The sequence below is a fragment of the Sphingopyxis sp. 10G20-10 genome, assembly GCF_057365075.1.
In genome coordinates this window covers 2,653,497-2,669,014 of sequence record NZ_CP195117.1, presented here as the reverse complement: position 1 = coordinate 2,669,014, position 15,518 = coordinate 2,653,497, and the positions used below count along the sequence as shown (strand labels likewise).

General features: G+C 61.4%; 19 protein-coding genes. 6 read left to right on the top strand and 13 right to left on the bottom strand.

Annotation, left to right across the window (positions count from 1 at the left end; all coding sequences use genetic code 11):
* Position 1: 1 nt before the first annotated feature.
* The 5 genes from ald (at position 2) to sdhA (ending at position 4,145) form a co-directional block, all read left to right on the top strand.
* Entirely contained in the window at positions 2-1,117 is a 1,116-nt protein-coding gene (ald, locus tag ACR3XE_RS13015; RefSeq protein ID WP_473699776.1) for an alanine dehydrogenase, read from the top strand.
* Positions 1,118-1,135: 18 nt separating this feature from the next.
* Positions 1,136-1,360, top strand: a complete 225-nt coding sequence (locus ACR3XE_RS13010; RefSeq protein ID WP_473699777.1) for a hypothetical protein — start codon at positions 1,136-1,138, stop codon at positions 1,358-1,360.
* Positions 1,361-1,517: 157 nt separating this feature from the next.
* Positions 1,518-1,961, top strand: coding sequence for a succinate dehydrogenase, cytochrome b556 subunit (gene sdhC / locus ACR3XE_RS13005; RefSeq protein ID WP_486185792.1), 444 nt, complete (start codon positions 1,518-1,520; stop codon positions 1,959-1,961).
* Complete coding sequence (sdhD, locus tag ACR3XE_RS13000; RefSeq protein ID WP_473699779.1) at positions 1,954-2,346, top strand: succinate dehydrogenase, hydrophobic membrane anchor protein; 393 nt, start codon at positions 1,954-1,956, stop codon at positions 2,344-2,346. The genes sdhC and sdhD overlap by 8 nt, the downstream gene beginning before the upstream one ends.
* A complete protein-coding gene (gene sdhA / locus ACR3XE_RS12995) occupies positions 2,343-4,145 on the top strand; it encodes a succinate dehydrogenase flavoprotein subunit (protein ID WP_473699780.1) in 1,803 nt (600 codons plus the stop codon). Before sdhD ends, sdhA begins: the two co-directional genes overlap by 4 nt.
* A 27-nt stretch (positions 4,146-4,172) precedes the next feature.
* On the opposite strand, the gene ACR3XE_RS12990 is transcribed toward sdhA, so the two are convergent.
* From ACR3XE_RS12990 to leuC, 5 genes are all read right to left on the bottom strand, one after another.
* Positions 4,173-4,460 (bottom strand): hypothetical protein, encoded by a 288-nt coding sequence (locus ACR3XE_RS12990; RefSeq protein ID WP_473699781.1) that lies wholly within the window; start codon positions 4,458-4,460, stop codon positions 4,173-4,175.
* An 85-nt stretch (positions 4,461-4,545) separates the two neighbouring features.
* On the bottom strand, positions 4,546-4,755 hold the full coding sequence (locus ACR3XE_RS12985) for a DUF167 domain-containing protein (protein ID WP_486186028.1): 210 nt from the start codon (positions 4,753-4,755) through the stop codon (positions 4,546-4,548).
* A 68-nt stretch (positions 4,756-4,823) separates the two neighbouring features.
* Positions 4,824-5,819: an NADPH:quinone oxidoreductase family protein gene (locus ACR3XE_RS12980; RefSeq protein ID WP_473699783.1), complete on the bottom strand. Its 996-nt coding sequence runs from the start codon at positions 5,817-5,819 to the stop codon at positions 4,824-4,826.
* Positions 5,820-5,868: 49 nt separating this feature from the next.
* On the bottom strand, positions 5,869-6,459 hold the full coding sequence (gene leuD / locus ACR3XE_RS12975) for a 3-isopropylmalate dehydratase small subunit (RefSeq protein WP_486185791.1): 591 nt from the start codon (positions 6,457-6,459) through the stop codon (positions 5,869-5,871).
* Complete coding sequence (gene leuC / locus ACR3XE_RS12970; RefSeq protein ID WP_473699784.1) at positions 6,456-7,886, bottom strand: 3-isopropylmalate dehydratase large subunit; 1,431 nt, start codon at positions 7,884-7,886, stop codon at positions 6,456-6,458. The genes leuD and leuC overlap by 4 nt, the downstream gene beginning before the upstream one ends.
* Positions 7,887-8,021: 135 nt before the next feature.
* On the opposite strand from leuC, the gene ACR3XE_RS12965 reads away from it, so the two are divergent.
* On the top strand, positions 8,022-8,540 hold the full coding sequence (locus tag ACR3XE_RS12965) for a sterol desaturase family protein (protein ID WP_473699785.1): 519 nt from the start codon (positions 8,022-8,024) through the stop codon (positions 8,538-8,540).
* Here ACR3XE_RS12965 and ACR3XE_RS12960 read toward each other — a convergent pair.
* The 8 genes from ACR3XE_RS12960 to ACR3XE_RS12925 form a co-directional block, all read right to left on the bottom strand.
* On the bottom strand, positions 8,537-9,220 hold the full coding sequence (locus tag ACR3XE_RS12960; protein WP_473699786.1) for a glutathione S-transferase family protein: 684 nt from the start codon (positions 9,218-9,220) through the stop codon (positions 8,537-8,539). The genes ACR3XE_RS12965 and ACR3XE_RS12960 overlap by 4 nt on opposite strands.
* The gene (locus ACR3XE_RS12955) at positions 9,208-10,188 is read right to left on the bottom strand and encodes an NAD-dependent epimerase/dehydratase family protein (RefSeq protein WP_473699787.1); all 981 of its coding nucleotides are present in this window, start codon (positions 10,186-10,188) and stop codon (positions 9,208-9,210) included. The genes ACR3XE_RS12960 and ACR3XE_RS12955 overlap by 13 nt, the downstream gene beginning before the upstream one ends.
* A 67-nt stretch (positions 10,189-10,255) precedes the next feature.
* Positions 10,256-11,533 carry a serine hydrolase domain-containing protein gene (locus ACR3XE_RS12950; protein ID WP_486185790.1) on the bottom strand — a complete coding sequence of 426 codons (1,278 nt, stop codon included), beginning with the start codon at positions 11,531-11,533 and terminating at the stop codon, positions 10,256-10,258.
* A gap of 10 nt (positions 11,534-11,543) precedes the next feature.
* Entirely contained in the window at positions 11,544-12,185 is a 642-nt protein-coding gene (locus ACR3XE_RS12945; RefSeq protein WP_473699789.1) for a CoA transferase subunit B, read from the bottom strand.
* Positions 12,182-13,048, bottom strand: coding sequence for an HAD family acid phosphatase (locus ACR3XE_RS12940; RefSeq protein ID WP_473699790.1), 867 nt, complete (start codon positions 13,046-13,048; stop codon positions 12,182-12,184). Before ACR3XE_RS12940 ends, ACR3XE_RS12945 begins: the two co-directional genes overlap by 4 nt.
* Positions 13,048-13,755 carry a CoA transferase subunit A gene (locus ACR3XE_RS12935; protein ID WP_473699791.1) on the bottom strand — a complete coding sequence of 236 codons (708 nt, stop codon included), beginning with the start codon at positions 13,753-13,755 and terminating at the stop codon, positions 13,048-13,050. The genes ACR3XE_RS12940 and ACR3XE_RS12935 overlap by 1 nt, the downstream gene beginning before the upstream one ends.
* Positions 13,752-14,405, bottom strand: a complete 654-nt coding sequence (locus ACR3XE_RS12930; protein ID WP_486185789.1) for an HAD-IA family hydrolase — start codon at positions 14,403-14,405, stop codon at positions 13,752-13,754. The genes ACR3XE_RS12935 and ACR3XE_RS12930 overlap by 4 nt, the downstream gene beginning before the upstream one ends.
* Positions 14,402-15,511 carry a DUF2855 family protein gene (locus ACR3XE_RS12925; RefSeq protein WP_473699794.1) on the bottom strand — a complete coding sequence of 370 codons (1,110 nt, stop codon included), beginning with the start codon at positions 15,509-15,511 and terminating at the stop codon, positions 14,402-14,404. The genes ACR3XE_RS12930 and ACR3XE_RS12925 overlap by 4 nt, the downstream gene beginning before the upstream one ends.
* Between the last annotated feature and the right edge of the window lie 7 nt (positions 15,512-15,518).

Here is a 15,518-nt window from a genome sequence, read left to right as displayed (position 1 = left end):
CGTGATTATCGGCACCCCCACGGAAATCAAAAATCATGAATATCGGGTCGGCCTGACACCCGAAAGCGCGCGTGAGTTACACGCGCATGGCCATCAGGTGCTGGTGCAGGCGGGGGCTGGCGAAGGCATTGGCGCCCATGATGAACATTATGTCGAGGCAGGGGCCGAGATCGTCGCGACTGCCGCCGATATTTTTGCGCGTTGTGACATGGTGGTGAAGGTCAAGGAGCCGCAAACGGGCGAACGCCAGATGCTGCGCGACGGACAAATTCTATATACCTATCTGCATCTTGCCCCCGACCCCGACCAGACGCGCGACCTGATGGCGTCGGGCGCGACGTGCATTGCCTATGAAACGGTGACCGGCCCCTATGGCGGGCTGCCGCTGCTCAAGCCGATGAGCCAGGTGGCGGGGCGCATGTCGATTCAGGCCGGGGCGACGGCGCTGGAAAAGGCGCATGGCGGACGCGGCGTGCTGCTCGGCGGGGTTCCGGGCGTCGCGCCGGGCAAAGTGTGCATAATCGGCGGCGGCGTCGTCGGCTTTAATGCGGCACAAATGGCGGCGGGCCTTGGCGCCGATGTCACCATCCTCGACCGCGACCCCGAAGTGCTGGAACATGTCGGCACCTTTTTCGAGTCGCGCGCCAAAACCCGCTTTTCCAACCGCGCCAATCTGGCCGAATGTGTCGCCGATGCCGATCTGGTCATCGGCGCGGTGCTGATTCCGGGGGCCGAAGCACCCAAGCTGGTGACGCGCGCGATGTTGAGCACGATGCGCCCCGGATCGGTGTTGGTCGACGTTGCCATCGATCAGGGCGGCTGTTTTGAAACCAGCCATGCGACGACGCACGATGACCCGACTTATGTGGTCGACGGCATTGTTCATTATGCGGTGGCGAACATGCCGGGCGCGGTCGCGCGCACCAGCACCTATGCGCTCAACAATGTCACTTTGCCTCATGCGTTGCGCATTGCCGACCTAGGCTGGCAGGAAGCGATGCGCCGCGACGTGCATCTTTCGCACGGATTGAACGTTTGGAATGGAAAGGTGACGTTCGAAGCGGTATCGGAAGCCGTCGGCACCGATTATGTGCCGGTGGAACAAGCCTTGGCATAAGCCCGAAAGAGGAAACGCATGACCGAACCCGTCGCCAACGACCCTCTCCCCGAAGACGAATCCGAGAATGAAGTTTTGCGCGAAACGCGGCGGCTTCAACAGCAAAAGGACGCGGCTGCCAAAGCGGAGTCCAAGGATAAATCGGCCAAACGTCCGGTGAACTGGAAGACGGCGGCAGGGATCGGCATCGGTTCGGCAGCAGTGCTCGCTGCCCTGATTTACGCGAACCGCGACAAGGACTGAGTCATTGGTCTGGCGCGGTCGGTTCCGTGTTGTCCAATGTCCGGTTGCCCTTTTTTGACCTTTTGCGTCGCCAATAAGGCGCTAAGCAATTGCATATCGTGGCTATCGCGTTAAACCGGCCCATCGGTTCAGCAGACCATTTTTAGGGGAAGCCACCATGGCTGGCACGGACAAGAGCGCACGGCCGCTCTCTCCACATTTGCAAATTTATAAATGGGGGCCGGCAATGCTGGTCTCTATTCTCCATCGCGCGAGCGGTGACGGGCTGGCGATTGTCGGCGCGTCGATGTTCCTGTGGTGGCTGGGTGCTTTGGCGGCTGGGCCTGATGCCTATGCCGCCTTTATTGCCTGTGTCTGGCACGATCCGGCGGGCGGGACCTTTCATATGGTCACCAACATCCTCGGCAAAGTGGTGCTGATCGGGCTGACCTGGGCCTTTTTCCAGCACATGTTCTCCGGCATCCGTCATTTTGTTCTGGATACCGGCGCGGGATATGAGCTGAAGCAGAACAAGCTGTGGTCGATCATCGTCGTTCTGGCTGGTTTGTTCGCCACGGCGGCGGTCTGGCTCTCAATTTTTGCGGGGATGCTCAATGGGTAACGGGACCAGACTCGGACAGGTGCGCGGACTGGGGTCGGCGCGCCACGGATCGCAACATTGGCTGCAACAGCGGCTGACCGCGCTGGGCAATTTGCTGCTCGTCACCTGGTTTGTCGTGTCGTTGCTGCGCCTGCCGCTGACCGAGCATAGCGAAGTTGCGATGTGGGCCTCGACGCCGATGGTCGCGCTGGGGTTGATGTTGCTTGTGGTCAGCGTCTTTTGGCATTTGCGATTGGGATTGCAGGTGCTGATCGAAGATTATGTCCATGGCGAAACGCCGCGCATCCTGTCGCTCGTCATCTTGAATTTCTATGCCATCGCGGGGGCGGCCTATGGCCTGTTCACAATCGCACGCATGGCCTTTGCCGGGGGTGCCGGGGCATGACCGAAGCCTATAAGATTATCGACCATGTCTATGACACTGTCGTCGTCGGTGCGGGCGGCTCCGGCCTGCGCGCCACGATGGGCTCTGCCGAAGCTGGCCTTCGGACCGCGTGCATCACCAAAGTCTTTCCGACGCGCAGCCACACGGTTGCGGCGCAAGGCGGTATTGCCGCGAGTCTGGGAAACAACAGCCCCGATCACTGGCAATGGCATATGTATGACACCGTCAAGGGGTCCGACTGGCTGGGCGATCAGGACGCGATCGAATATATGGTGCGCGAAGCACCGCAGGCGGTTTACGAACTGGAACATGCTGGCGTGCCGTTCAGCCGCAACGCCGATGGCACCATTTATCAGCGCCCCTTTGGCGGCCATATGCAAAATATGGGCGAAGGTCCGCCGGTCCAACGAACGGCGGCTGCGGCCGACCGCACCGGCCACGCCATGTTGCACGCGCTCTATCAACAGAGCCTGAAATATGACGCCGACTTCTTTATCGAATATTTCGCGCTCGACCTGATTATGGAAAATGGCGTGTGCCGCGGTGTGATTGCGCTGTGTCTGGAGGATGGCAGCATTCACCGGTTCCGCAGCCAGGCCGTGGTGCTGGCGACCGGCGGCTATGGCCGCTGCTTCTTCACCGCAACCTCGGCGCATACCTGCACCGGCGATGGCGGTGGCATGGTGCTGCGCGCCGGTTTGCCGCTTCAGGATATGGAGTTTGTCCAGTTCCACCCGACCGGCATTTACGGTGCGGGCGTGCTGATTACCGAAGGCGCACGCGGCGAGGGTGGCTACCTTACCAACAGCGAGGGCGAGCGCTTTATGGAGCGGTACGCGCCAAGCGCCAAGGATCTGGCGTCGCGCGATGTCGTTTCCCGCTCGATGGCGCTCGAAATGCGCGAAGGGCGCGGCGTCGGTCCCGACGGTGACTATATCTATCTCCACCTCGACCATATCGACCCCAAGGTTCTCGCCGAGCGATTGCCGGGGATTACCGAGAGCGGCAAGGTGTTCGCAGGCGTCGACCTGACGCGCCAACCTTTGCCGGTCACGCCGACGGTCCACTATAATATGGGCGGTATTCCGACCAATTATCATGGCGAAGTCGTCACCATCCGTGATGGCGACCCCGATGCCGTGGTTCCGGGCTTGTTCGCGGTCGGCGAGGCCGCTTGCGTGTCGGTACATGGTGCCAACCGTCTGGGATCGAACAGCCTGATCGATCTGGTCGTCTTTGGCCGCGCCGCCGGACATCGGCTACGCGAAACGGTTAAATCCGGCGCCAAGCAGGATGCGCTACCCAAGGATAGCGCCGATCTGGCGCTCGGCCGCCTCGACCATTTCCGCCATGCCAGCGGCGGTTCACCGACGGCGGAAATCCGCGTCGAGATGCAAAAGAATATGCAAAAGCATTGTGCCGTGTTCCGCAATGACGAATTGATGGCCGAAGGCGTCAAGCAACTGACCGCTACCTATGCCCGGATGCAGGATGTTGGCGTGACCGACCGCAGCCTGATCTGGAACACCGATCTTGTTGAAACGATGGAACTCGACAATCTGATCGCACAGGCGACGGTGACGCTGCATGGCGCCTATAACCGCAAGGAAAGCCGCGGCGCCCACGCGCATGAGGATTTTAAGGACCGCGACGACAAGAACTGGATGAAGCACACCGCAGCCTGGTTCGACGGTTGGGGGGGCAAGAGCGGCAAGGTGACCATCGATTACCGTCCGGTCCACGAATATACGCTGTCCGACGATGTCAGTTATATCGAACCGAAAGCGCGGGTGTATTGAGGTAAGGTTTTCGGTAGTGGACTGCTGTTAGAACCACTCACCGATCGGACTGATTTCAGAGAAGGGTGTGTCGACCTTTTGACCCATCACCCATAGTTTTTGACAGGCGATGGCAAAAAACATCAGCGCGATTGTCCAGACGATGATCGTCTTGATGACCTGCCACCGATGCGCCTCATAGGCGGCTTTCGCACGGGCCTTATGGTCGATACCCAGATCGCCTTCGAATTCCGCAACCAGCTGCGCACGCCGGGTGCGCGAAATGTAGCCGATTCCTGCGGCACTTTCTTTTGAAGGTGAGCGACGCTTCGCCATAAATTTGCCTTGCGCGATAAAATATCCGACGTTCGAATATAGCGCGCAGCCCCTGATAAAGGGTTAACCCTGACTAATGTCGAATTTAGGCCTTATCCACGCCGACGACCTTGTTGCGGTTCGTGGCCCCTTGAAGAAGGCTCAAAGCAGAGCGCGGTCGAGCCAGCGCCGCCGCCAGCAGCCGCAGAACCGCGTCATTGGCCTGTCCGTCCGCGGGCGGTGCAGTGACGCGGGCTTGCACTATGCCGTCCTTCAATCGCACTTCATCTCGCCTTGCCCCTGGCGCCACCCGCACCGACAGGCGGCCTGATGCCGTCACTAGGCCGCGCAGAGTTGCTGTTAGTTCAGGGTCGGGTCGATATTTCAGATGGTGATGACCAGTTTGCCGACGGCGGTACGGTCGCCGAGCTTGGCAATCGCCTTGCCCCCATCGGCGAGGGCAAAGGTTTCCGTAACCTTGGGTGCAATCTTGCCCTGTCCCCAAAGCTGGAACAGGCGCGCGATATTGGCGCGGTTGCGCTCCGGCTCGCGCGCCGCAAAAGCTCCCCAGAAAACACCCGCCACATCGCAGCTTTTGAGCAGGGTCAGGTTGAGCGGCAGGCGCGGGATGCCGGCGGGAAAGCCAACCACCAGATAGCGACCCTCCCATGCAATCGAGCGCAACGCAGGCTCGCAATAATCGCCGCCGACGGCGTCGTAAATGACATCGGCGCCTTTGGGTCCGACGGCCTCTTTGAACCGGCTGGCAAGCGCCTTGGACTCGTCCTTGTCGAACGGCGCATGACCATAGATGACGACATCGTCGGCCCCGGCGTCACGGGCAATTTGCCCCTTGGCCTCGCTCGATACACCCGCAATGACGCGGGCGCCCATTGCTTTACCCAATTCGACCGCCGCAATGCCGACGCCGCCCGATGCGCCAAGGACAAGCAAGGTTTCGCCCTGTTTCAGATGGCCGCGATCGGCGAGGGCGTGGATGCTGGTGCCATAGGTCATCAACAGCGACGCGCCCTCGGCAAAACTGTGCGCTTCGGGGAGGTGATATGTGTTGTTGACGCCGACCGCGATGGCCTCTGCCATGCCGGCGTTGCCACAACCGGCAATGACGCGGTCACCGACCTTGAATTCGGTTACGCCTTCGCCAAGCTCTGCGACTATACCCGCGACTTCGCCGCCGGGGGCAAAGGGACGCTCGGGTTTGAACTGATATTTATCCTCGATAATTAGCACATCGGGATAGTTGACCGCGCAAGCCGCAATATCGATGACAATCTGACCCGGTCCGGCGGTGGGACGCGGCAATTCACCCAGTTCGAGCGTTTCGGGTCCGCCGGTGGCGCGCGACAACAGGGCTTTCATCTTAGTCTCCTAGTGTGGGTTGAGGGACCCGACCGTGGCCGATCCCTGTTCAGGCAACACCATGCAGCCATGGTTGGTTGCTGGCAATGCGTGCTTCGTGCGTACCTATCGCTTTGTCGCTTTTTTCAGTGAGGGCGATTTCATCGAGTCCGGCAAGCAGGCACATTTTGCGAAACGGATCGATCTCGAACGTAAAACGGTCCTGAAACTGCGTTGTGACGGTCTGCTGTTCCAGATCGACATGGATGGGATCGCTGTTTGCGACCTCCATCAACCGGTCGATGGAGGCTTGCGGCAGCACGACCGGCAGGATGCCGTTTTTGACCGCATTGCCCGAAAATATGTCCGAAAAGCTTGGCGCGATGACGACGCGGATTCCTCGGTCGAGCAAGGCCCAGGCGGCATGTTCGCGGCTGGATCCGCATCCGAAATTTTCACCCGCGATCAGGACCGGCGCGTCGGCAAATTCGGGCTGGTCGAAAATATTGCCGGATTCGGCACGGATCGTCTCAAACGCCCCTCGCCCCATACCCTCGCGGCTGATGGTTTTGAGCCAGTGCGCGGGTATGATGACGTCGGTGTCGACATTTTTGAGCCCGAACGGAATCGCGCGGCCTTCTATGGTGGTGATCGGGGTCATGACGTCAACTCCCGCACATCGGTGAGTTTGCCGGTGACCGCTGCTGCTGCTGCCATTGCGGGGCTGAGCAGATGGGTTCGCGCGCCGGGGCCTTGGCGGCCGACGAAATTGCGGTTGCTGGTGCTGGCGCAGCGTTCGCCGGGGGGCACCTTGTCGGGATTCATCCCCAGACAGGCCGAACAGCCGGGTTCGCGCCACTCAAGGCCTGCGTCGATAAAGATGCGGTCCAGACCCTCGGCCTCGGCCTGTGCTTTGACGAGGCCGCTGCCGGGGACGACGATGGCCCATTTGACGCCTTCGGCCTTGTGTCGTCCTTTGAGCACGGCGGCGGCGGCGCGCATATCCTCTATCCGGCTGTTGGTGCAGCTGCCGATAAAGATATTCTCGACCGTCACATCCTGCATCCGCGTGCCGGGGGTCAGGCCCATATAGGCGAGGCTTTTGGCGGCAGCGGCCTGTTTGGACGGATCGGCAAAGCTGGCCGGATCGGGAACGACGCCGGTGATCGGCACCACATCCTCGGGGCTGGTGCCCCAGGTGACGCTGGGCGCAATGTCGGCGGCGTTGATGGTAACACGCTTGTCATAGGTGGCGCCGGGATCGGTGGCGAGGCTGCGCCAATAGGCGAGCGCCGCGTCCCATGCCTCACCCTTGGGCGCCATGGGTCGGCCCTTCAGATAGGCAAAGGTCACATCATCGGGCGCGATAAGGCCCGCGCGCGCGCCGCCCTCGATCGCCATATTGCTGACCGTCAGCCGCCCCTCGATGCTCAGCGCGCGAATGGCGCTGCCGGTATATTCGATGACATGGCCCGAACCGCCCGCCGCGCCGATGGTGCCGGTGATGTGCAGGATGATGTCCTTGGCGGTGACGCCCGGACCGACGTCGCCCTCGACGCAGACTTCCATCGTCTTGGCAGGTTGCAGCAACAGGGTCTGGGTCGCGAGCACATGCTCGACCTCGCTGGTGCCGATGCCGAAGGCCAGCGCGCCGATGCCGCCATGGCAAGCGGTGTGGCTGTCGCCGCAGACGATGGTGGTGCCGGGCAGCGAAAAGCCCTGTTCGGGTCCGACGACATGGACGATGCCCTGTTCGGCGGCGGTCGCGTCGATATAGCGGATGCCGAATGCGGGGGCGTTGGCCTCCAGGGCCGCAAGCTGTGCCGCACTTTGGGCGTCTGCAATCGGAACCTTATTGCCTGCGGCGTCGAGGCGCGGCGTGGTGGGCAGATTATGGTCGGGGACCGCCAGTGTCAGGTCGGGCCGCCGCACGGTGCGCCCGCTGGCACGCAGTCCGTCAAAGGCCTGTGGGCTGGTGACTTCATGGACAAGGTGGCGATCAATATAGACGATGCAGGTGCCATCATCGCGGCGCTCGACAACATGCGCGTCCCAGATTTTCTCATAAAGTGTGCGGGGTTTGGTCATGCGGTTCACTTAGCCCTACTCGACAACATTGCAAGCGAGTGGCGATAAAAAACGCAATTATCGGTCGCAGGTGAGCGCTGCTTCGTTGAGGCGAGGAGCCTTTGTAGCGGCGGCAAGATAGTCTATATCGCTCGCATGTCCTCGCTCGCCATCCTGTTGCTGATTTTGGTCACCATCGTTGCGATGGAGGGGGTCGCGTGGGCGAGCCACAAATATATCATGCACGGCTTTGGCTGGGGATGGCATCGTGACCATCATGAGCCGCACGACAAACGGCTAGAGAAAAATGACCAGTTCGCTTTGGTCGGTGCCGCGATGAGCATTTCGATGTTTGCGCTGGGCAGTCCGATGATTTTGGGCGCGCGCGCGTGGGAGCCCGCGACGTGGATCGGGCTGGGCATCCTGTTTTACGGTATCATTTACACGCTCGTCCACGACGGGCTGGTCCATCAGCGCTATTTTCGCTGGGTGCCGAGGCGCGGCTATGCCAAGCGGCTGGTGCAGGCGCACAAGCTGCACCATGCGACTCTGGGCAAAGAAGGCGGCGTCAGTTTCGGTTTCGTGTTCGCGCGCGATCCGGCGAAACTGAAGGCAGAGCTGAAGCTGCAGCGCGAGGCGGGGGTTGCCGTGGTGCGCGATGCGTTGACGGACTAGCGCGTTCTATAATCGGCGGTGATGGCCCCGCAGGCGCGCAATTCTTCTTCATGGGCTGCTTCGCGCCAGCTTTCGGCGAGGGCCTGCTCTTCCCAGTCGAGCATCGCCGGATGGGCGATCATGGCGGCGACCCATTTTGCACCAGCCGGGCCGACATCCAGACCATAAGTGCGGACGCGAAAAGCGACGGGGGCGTAGAAGGCATCGACCGCGCCGAAATTCTTGCCCGCGAGCCATGGCCCGCCAAATCGATCCAATCCCTCTGCCCATAATTCGTTCAGACGTGCAAGATTGGCCTTGAGGCCGTCGGACATTGGCCCCGGCGTGGCGCGCACGCCGACGTTCATCGTGCATTCGTTGCGTAACGGGCCAAAGCCGCTGTGCATCTCGCACGTTGCGGCTTGCGCCCAAGCGCGGGCGTCAGGCTCAATCGGCCAGACGCCGTCGTGCCGGTCAGCAAGATAGAGAGTGATTCCCAATGAATCCCAGATCGTGCGGCCTTCATGGATCAGGGCGGGCACTTGACCGGTCGGAGAAAAACTGCGGAAGGCGTCGTAATTTTGGGGTGCAGCGAACGGCTCGATCCGGTCTTCAAAACCAATGTCGAGCGCGGTCATCAGCACCCATGGGCGCAATGACCAGCTGGAATAATTGCGGTTGGCGGTGATCAGCTCGTACAACTTATTTCCTCCCGTGGCGCGACGATAGGCGACATGTAATTTGGATCGTGCGCGAAGGGCAGTGCTGCGCCGTCGGCCAACGCGGTCAGCACGCTAGCGAAATCGGTCTTGGCCCGCCAGCCCAGCCGCCGTTCGGCGCTCGACGGATCATATATGCGCTCGATGCGCTCGGGGAGCACCCAGCCGCGCGCAGCATAGAGCGCCACAGCCTGCGGATAATGGCGCGCGATCACCGCGCGCGCGTTGCGGGCGAGTTCTTCCACCTCGTCGCGTTTGAACGGTGGCGGCGCCGACAAGATGAAGGTGTCGCAGCCAATATCGGGCGTATGTTCGAGTGCCGCCAGATGCGCCGCCGCGGCATCCTCGACCGTCAGGCGGCGGTTCAGCAATTCATTGGCCTTGAGGTTCAGCCCGCTCGGTACCGCCAGCGTATCGTCATCCTCGGGAAAGAAACGCCCAGTGCGCAGGATCGCGACATTGATGCCATGCTCGCGGTGGACCAGTCGACATGCCTGTTCGGCGGCGAGTTTGGTGATGCCATAGATATTGCGCGGCACCAGCGGTCCGAAATCCTCGTCCATCCACCACGCACCTGCTTCACCGGCACCAGCGCGCACATCGTCGCGGACCATCAGCGAGGTCGTCGAGGTGAACAGGAAGCGGTCATTGCCCGCCGCGACCGCCGCTTCGATCAGGTTGAGCGTGCCGCTGATATTGACGTCGACAAAGGCCTGGCGAGAGTAGCGAACGATGTCGGGCTTGTGCAGTGCGCCGCCATGGATGACGGCGTCGATGCCATATTCGCCCATCGTCCTGTCGATCAGTGCGCGGTCGGCTACGGTCCCGATTACCTGCGTATATGCACCGGGCACGACGTCGAGTCCGGTGACGACATGGCCGTTTTCACTGAGTAGCGGAGCGAGCGTGCGCCCAAGCCAGCCCGACGAACCGGTCAGTAGCACGCGCATCGATGATTCTCCTGCCAGCCGTCGACGCGCGCCTGATACACAGGCAGCGAATAGCGGGGCAAGCCAATTACCTTTTCGTATCCACTACAACCGGGGCGACTCTGGAGATGTTTTTCAGGGTCGGCAGCTCGCTTGCGTCGAGCCAGCGGGTGTCTTTGCGTTTGTGATAGCTGTCGATTGCCGCGAAAGGGATGCGAAAGGGGAATCCCCAATCGCTGTTCCACAGGGCAACGACGCCCGTTCGCGTGGCGGGTTCGAAAATCATTGTCGAGCGATAGCCCGAAACCGCACCCGAATGGCCTTCAAGCCGGAGGCCGCCGTAGGTAAAACTGCGCCAGCCAAGGCCATAGTCGGCATCGCTAATGGCCCCGCGCAAGGCCCCGCCATAAAGGCGCGCCGTGCCGACACGAGGACGGTGGGCAATCTGTAGCACCGGTTCCGGCAGCACATCGGGGCGCGTGCCCATCATCGCCTGCATCCATTTGGCGAAATCGACGATATCGCTCTCGACTCCGGCGGCGGCGGGAATGCGCCAATAGGCTTCCTTCACCGGAAGCACTTGGTGTTGACCGTGCGGCCTCGCCCAATCTTTGGCTTCCGTCAGCCGCTCCATCCCATATCCCGCGCTGACCATGCCGAGCGGACGGAATAAGCGGCTCTCGACAGCGTCGGAGAAGGACTCTTTCGCGGCATCGGCCAATATCTCGCTGGCGGCGTCGAAAGCGATATTCTGATAGGTGTGGCAGGTACCGGGTTCGCATTGCAGCGGTGCACCGGCAAGGCTGACCCGCAACGACGCAGGGTCCTGTCCGTGCTCCAGCTTTTCGTCATAGGCGTTTTTGGTCAGGCCGGTGCGCTGGGCTAGCAGGTCCGCGACCGTGAGTCGTGTTTCGGCACCGCCGGGCAGGCGCAGTGTCGTGCGCCAGTTGCTGACCGGACGATCGAGGTCGATGGTGCCATCCTCGGCCAGCGCAGCCGCGAACGCACCCGTTGCGGTTTTGGAAACCGAGGCCCAGCGGAACAGCGTGTACGGCGTGACCGGCACGCCGGTCGATGCATCGGCGACGCCATAAGTGCCGACGAAACGCAATTCGCCGTCTTCGACCACCGCCACCGCCAGCCCCGCCATTTCGGGCCGCTGCGAAAGGTCGGTCAACTGCCGGTCGAGCGCGCGATAGTCGATCCGACCGCGCCATTGGGCGGGCGTGTCGGGCAGCTTTTCGGCGGCCTTGATCGGGATCGCTACGCTGGCAAGGGGGTGTTCGCCGCCAAAGGCGTGATGACCTAACCAGCCAATCAATCCCAGCGCGACGATTGCGACCAGAAAGGCAAAAAGCCGCTGCATTATATTGTGTTTAGACTGCGACCTCATATTCAGCCGACGTTTTGGCCGCGACTTCCTCTGCTGTCACGCCGGGCGCCAGTTCGATCAGCTTGAACGGGCTGGCATGATCGGGGCGTTTGAACACGGCCAGATCGGTGATAATCATATCGACGACATTCTTGCCCGTCAGCGGCAGCGTGCACGCGGGAATGAACTTGGGATCGCCATGTTTGGACGTGTGCTCCATCGCGACGATGATCTTTTTGACACCGGCGACCAGATCCATCGCACCGCCCATGCCCTTGATCATCTTGCCGGGGATCATCCAGTTGGCGATATCGCCATTTTCGGCGACTTCCATCGCGCCCAGCACGGTGAGGTCGATATGGCCGCCACGGATCATTGCAAAGCTGTCCGACGAGCTGAAATAGGCCGATTGCGGCAGCTCGCTGATCGTCTGTTTGCCCGCATTGATCAGATCGGGATCTTCGTCGCCAGCAAAGGGGAAGGGGCCGATGCCGAGCATACCATTTTCGGATTGGAGCGTGACTTCCATCCCGTCGGGGATATGGTTCGCCACGAGCGTCGGAATGCCGATGCCCAGATTGACATAATAGCCGTCTTGCAGTTCTTGCGCGGCGCGGGCCGCCATTTGATCGCGGGTCCAGCTCATGGATGCGGCTCCCATTTGTTCGCGTTGGAGAAAATATCGTCCCAGTCCAGTTTTTGCCACGGACCATAAACGGCGTTGGGCAACAGGAACCATCCGCTGTCCCAAAGGGCGCTGGCGGCCGGACCCGTGGCGAGGGCGGTGCGGGCCGCGCCCGACAGGCTCTTGTCATTGAATTGCTGACTGAAATCACCGAGCTGGTCGCCCGCGAGCGCAATCACGCAAAAGCGCGACGCGATGGTGGTGCGGCGCGGGTCCTTGCTCGAACCACCGGCATCGTCGCCCATCAGGAACAGCGTCTCGCCATGTTTGAACTCGCCGAGGCCCGCGGCGCGCAGCGTATCTTCGCTGCCTTTCGCATTGGCGGCGCTGCGGTTGGTGTTGGCGATGACGGTGATGCCCGCCGCGCGCAACTTGTTCACCATTTCGACCGCGCCGGGCATGGCCACTGCTTTGCCCGCGCCGGTTTTTTCCCATTGGTCCCAGACCTTGGGATCAAAGCTGGTGCCCTGTTCCGCAAAGTAGCGCATCGCGCCGAGGTTCCAGACGAGGGTTTCGTCGGCATCGAATACCGCGGCAAAGGGCTTGTCGCCGCAAGATTCAAACTGGGGATTGTCCATGGTCGCGCCGGGGGCGAGGACGACGCTGCTTTCCGGACGCTGTTGGGCGCGCGCAACAGCATAGCTGGCCAGTCGGGCATAAGTCTGGCGGACTAGCGCCGCCGCTTCGGCCGAACCATAAAGATATTGCAGCGGCACCGGCGGTGTGGCGGTTGCGGTTGGTGGCGGTGGAGCGGCGGGCACGGGCGGGGTGGTTGTGGCGCAGCCCGCGAGTAGCAGGCTGAGCGCAGTCGCGGCGCCGCGCATCAGGCGTCTTCCCGTTCGCGCACCGTCCTGAACTCGATCCGCTTGTCATAAGGCGCGCCGACGATCAGCCGTTTGACGTAAATGCCGGGCAGGTGGATGCAGTCGGGGTCGAGGCTGCCGACGGGGACGATTTCTTCGACCTCGGCGACACAGATTTTGGCGGCGGTCGCCATCGGCTGGTTGAAATTGCGTGCGGTCTTGCGAAAGATCAGATTACCGCTTTCATCGGCTTTCCAGCCCTTGATGATCGCCAGATCGGCAAAGATGCCGCGTTCGAGGATATAATCCTGTCCGTCGAAATTTTTGACCTCTTTGCCCTCGGCCACTGCCGTGCCGACACCGGTTTTGGTATAAAAGCCGGGAATGCCCGCGCCGCCCGCGCGGCAGCGTTCGGCGAGTGTGCCCTGAGGGCAGAATTCGACTTCGAGCTCGCCCGCAAGATATTGGCGCTCGAACTCCTTATTCTCACCGACATAGCTGCTGATCATCTTTTTGACCTGCTTGGTGCGGAGCAATTTGCCGAGGCCTTCACCATCGATACCGGCGTTGTTGCTGGCGATGGTGAGGTCTTTGGTGCCCGCATCGCGAATCGCGTCGATCAACCGTTCGGGGATGCCGCACAGGCCAAAGCCGCCCGCGCAAATATGCATACCGTCGAACAATAGACCGTCGAGTGCCGTAGCGGCATCAGAGTAGCTTTTCTTCATGGGTGGGAGAACTCCAGCGAAAGAATCTGTCCGAGCTCCTTAAGCGCCTGATCGCCACTTGTCACCTTGATCGCCCGCATCCCCAATTGAGCCGCCGGTTTACAGTTGATGCCCAGATCGTCGAGATAGACGCAGGCGGCGGGGGACAGGTTCAGTGCGTCGCACATCATCTGATAAATGCGCGGGTCGGGCTTGCGCACGCCGACTTTGCTCGATTCGATAATATGGTCGAAGCGCGTCATGATGGCGGCGACTTCGGCGGCCTTTGTCTCGGTTTGCGCCATTCCGGCGCCTTTGCCCGACGGCACATTGTTGGTGATGCAGCCAAGGGTAAAGCCGCGCGCTTTCAGCGTATCAAGCGCCGCGACCATTGCCGGACGCACTGCGCCCGCCAGCACATCGAGCACCGCCTGTCCTTCCAGTTCCTGCCCAAGCGCGCGGGCTTCGTCGGCAAAGAGTGCGTCGAATGCGGCGGAGTCGATTTCGGCGCGTTCGAATTTGGCCCAGGCATTGTCGTCGGGATCGGCGCTGTTGACGCGGCGGACAAAATCATGCGGCAATCCGCGCTCCGCCTCCAGCCGGTTGAACGCTTCAAAGGGCGACGAGGTGATGACCCCGCCGAAATCGAAAATCACGGCGCTGATGGTCATGGAATGACGACAATCCCCGCCTTGGGATCAGCCTTGCCCGACAGCATTTCCTGATAGGCTGCCAGCGCCGCGTCGCCGCCGCTGCGCTTGTCGATGGTGGCAAGACGCGGCGCGATTTCCATAAAGCCGAGCCAAGCGGACGCAATTTTCTGCCCGAAGGCCGCCCCGCCCCAGTCGGCGATGCGTTTCTGGCTGCGGCCCGGCGCGAAAAAGCCCTGACGGTCGGGACCGGGGAGCGCGGCCTGTTCGCTGTCGGCGTCCCAATGCGATTTGCCGACGACGATCGAGGCTTTGAGTGCGTCGCCGAAATGAGTGTGGACCGCGCGCGTCACCGCGCCATTGCCCGCCATATCGACCAAAGCCGATGACTTGTGGGCATCAAGCGCGGCGATTTCGTCATAAGCGATGACGCGGTCATAGATATTCTGCGCCGCCAGCGCCTCGACATTGGCCTTGCTGGTCAGCCCGATGGTCCGGGGCCGATTTCCCGCCCGTTGCTGGACCGAATAGCAGAGCCCGATGGCGGTTTTGCTCGACGCGCTGGCGATCAAGATTTGCTCGACGCCATAATCACTTTCATCCTCAAACTGGTCGGCAATCAGCCAGCCGGTGAGGAATAGCGGGCGGAAAACCGGCCAATAATCATGGTCGGCGGCACGATAGTCGCCCAGCGCCTCGATCCGTTGATATTGATTATAGATGGGCGGCAATGTGGTGCGGCGCGGGGTGATGTCGGTGAAGCCATGCGGTCCGATGTTGCCCGGAACGAGGACGGCGTGGCTGGCCATCGGATAATAGCCATAGAAACGGTCGCCCACCGCGACCCCGTCGACCGCGCTTTCGGTGACGGTGGCAAAACCCCAGACGGGCAGGCGACCCGGCGCATCGCCTTCGCTAAAGAAATCCCAATAGCCTTGGTCATTGCCGAACAGTCCCGCCGGTTTGCCGAACACCGCATAGGTGATGTTGTTCGCGGTCATCGCATAGCTGTCGATCACGACGCGGATCGTGCCCGATTCTAGCGGCGCGGCGGCTTCCTCCACCAACTTGGCGTCAGCGATATTGTCGCGGTCGATGTCGATGGCCCAGGGGGAGTTGGTCATCATTTTTCCT

Excerpts from the sequence above, each read along its gene's own strand:
- ACR3XE_RS12945 (WP_473699789.1), bottom strand. The coding sequence starts at position 12,185 with ATGAGCTGGACCCGCGATCAAATGGCGGCCCGCGCCGCGCAAGAACTG.
- sdhA (WP_473699780.1), top strand. The coding sequence starts at position 2,343 with ATGACCGAAGCCTATAAGATTATCGACCATGTCTATGACACTGTCGTC.
- ACR3XE_RS12940 (WP_473699790.1), bottom strand. The coding sequence starts at position 13,048 with ATGCGCGGCGCCGCGACTGCGCTCAGCCTGCTACTCGCGGGCTGCGCC.
- leuD (WP_486185791.1), bottom strand. The coding sequence starts at position 6,459 with ATGACCCCGATCACCACCATAGAAGGCCGCGCGATTCCGTTCGGGCTC.
- ACR3XE_RS12965 (WP_473699785.1), top strand. The coding sequence starts at position 8,022 with ATGTCCTCGCTCGCCATCCTGTTGCTGATTTTGGTCACCATCGTTGCG.
- sdhC (WP_486185792.1), top strand. The coding sequence starts at position 1,518 with ATGGCTGGCACGGACAAGAGCGCACGGCCGCTCTCTCCACATTTGCAA.
- ACR3XE_RS12930 (WP_486185789.1), bottom strand. The coding sequence starts at position 14,405 with ATGACCATCAGCGCCGTGATTTTCGATTTCGGCGGGGTCATCACCTCG.
- ACR3XE_RS12980 (WP_473699783.1), bottom strand. The coding sequence starts at position 5,819 with ATGAAAGCCCTGTTGTCGCGCGCCACCGGCGGACCCGAAACGCTCGAA.
- ACR3XE_RS12935 (WP_473699791.1), bottom strand. The coding sequence starts at position 13,755 with ATGAAGAAAAGCTACTCTGATGCCGCTACGGCACTCGACGGTCTATTG.
- ACR3XE_RS12990 (WP_473699781.1), bottom strand. The coding sequence starts at position 4,460 with ATGGCGAAGCGTCGCTCACCTTCAAAAGAAAGTGCCGCAGGAATCGGC.
- ACR3XE_RS13010 (WP_473699777.1), top strand. The coding sequence starts at position 1,136 with ATGACCGAACCCGTCGCCAACGACCCTCTCCCCGAAGACGAATCCGAG.
- leuC (WP_473699784.1), bottom strand. The coding sequence starts at position 7,886 with ATGACCAAACCCCGCACACTTTATGAGAAAATCTGGGACGCGCATGTT.
- ACR3XE_RS12950 (WP_486185790.1), bottom strand. The coding sequence starts at position 11,533 with ATGCAGCGGCTTTTTGCCTTTCTGGTCGCAATCGTCGCGCTGGGATTG.
- sdhD (WP_473699779.1), top strand. The coding sequence starts at position 1,954 with ATGGGTAACGGGACCAGACTCGGACAGGTGCGCGGACTGGGGTCGGCG.
- ACR3XE_RS12955 (WP_473699787.1), bottom strand. The coding sequence starts at position 10,188 with ATGCGCGTGCTACTGACCGGTTCGTCGGGCTGGCTTGGGCGCACGCTC.
- ACR3XE_RS12925 (WP_473699794.1), bottom strand. The coding sequence starts at position 15,511 with ATGATGACCAACTCCCCCTGGGCCATCGACATCGACCGCGACAATATC.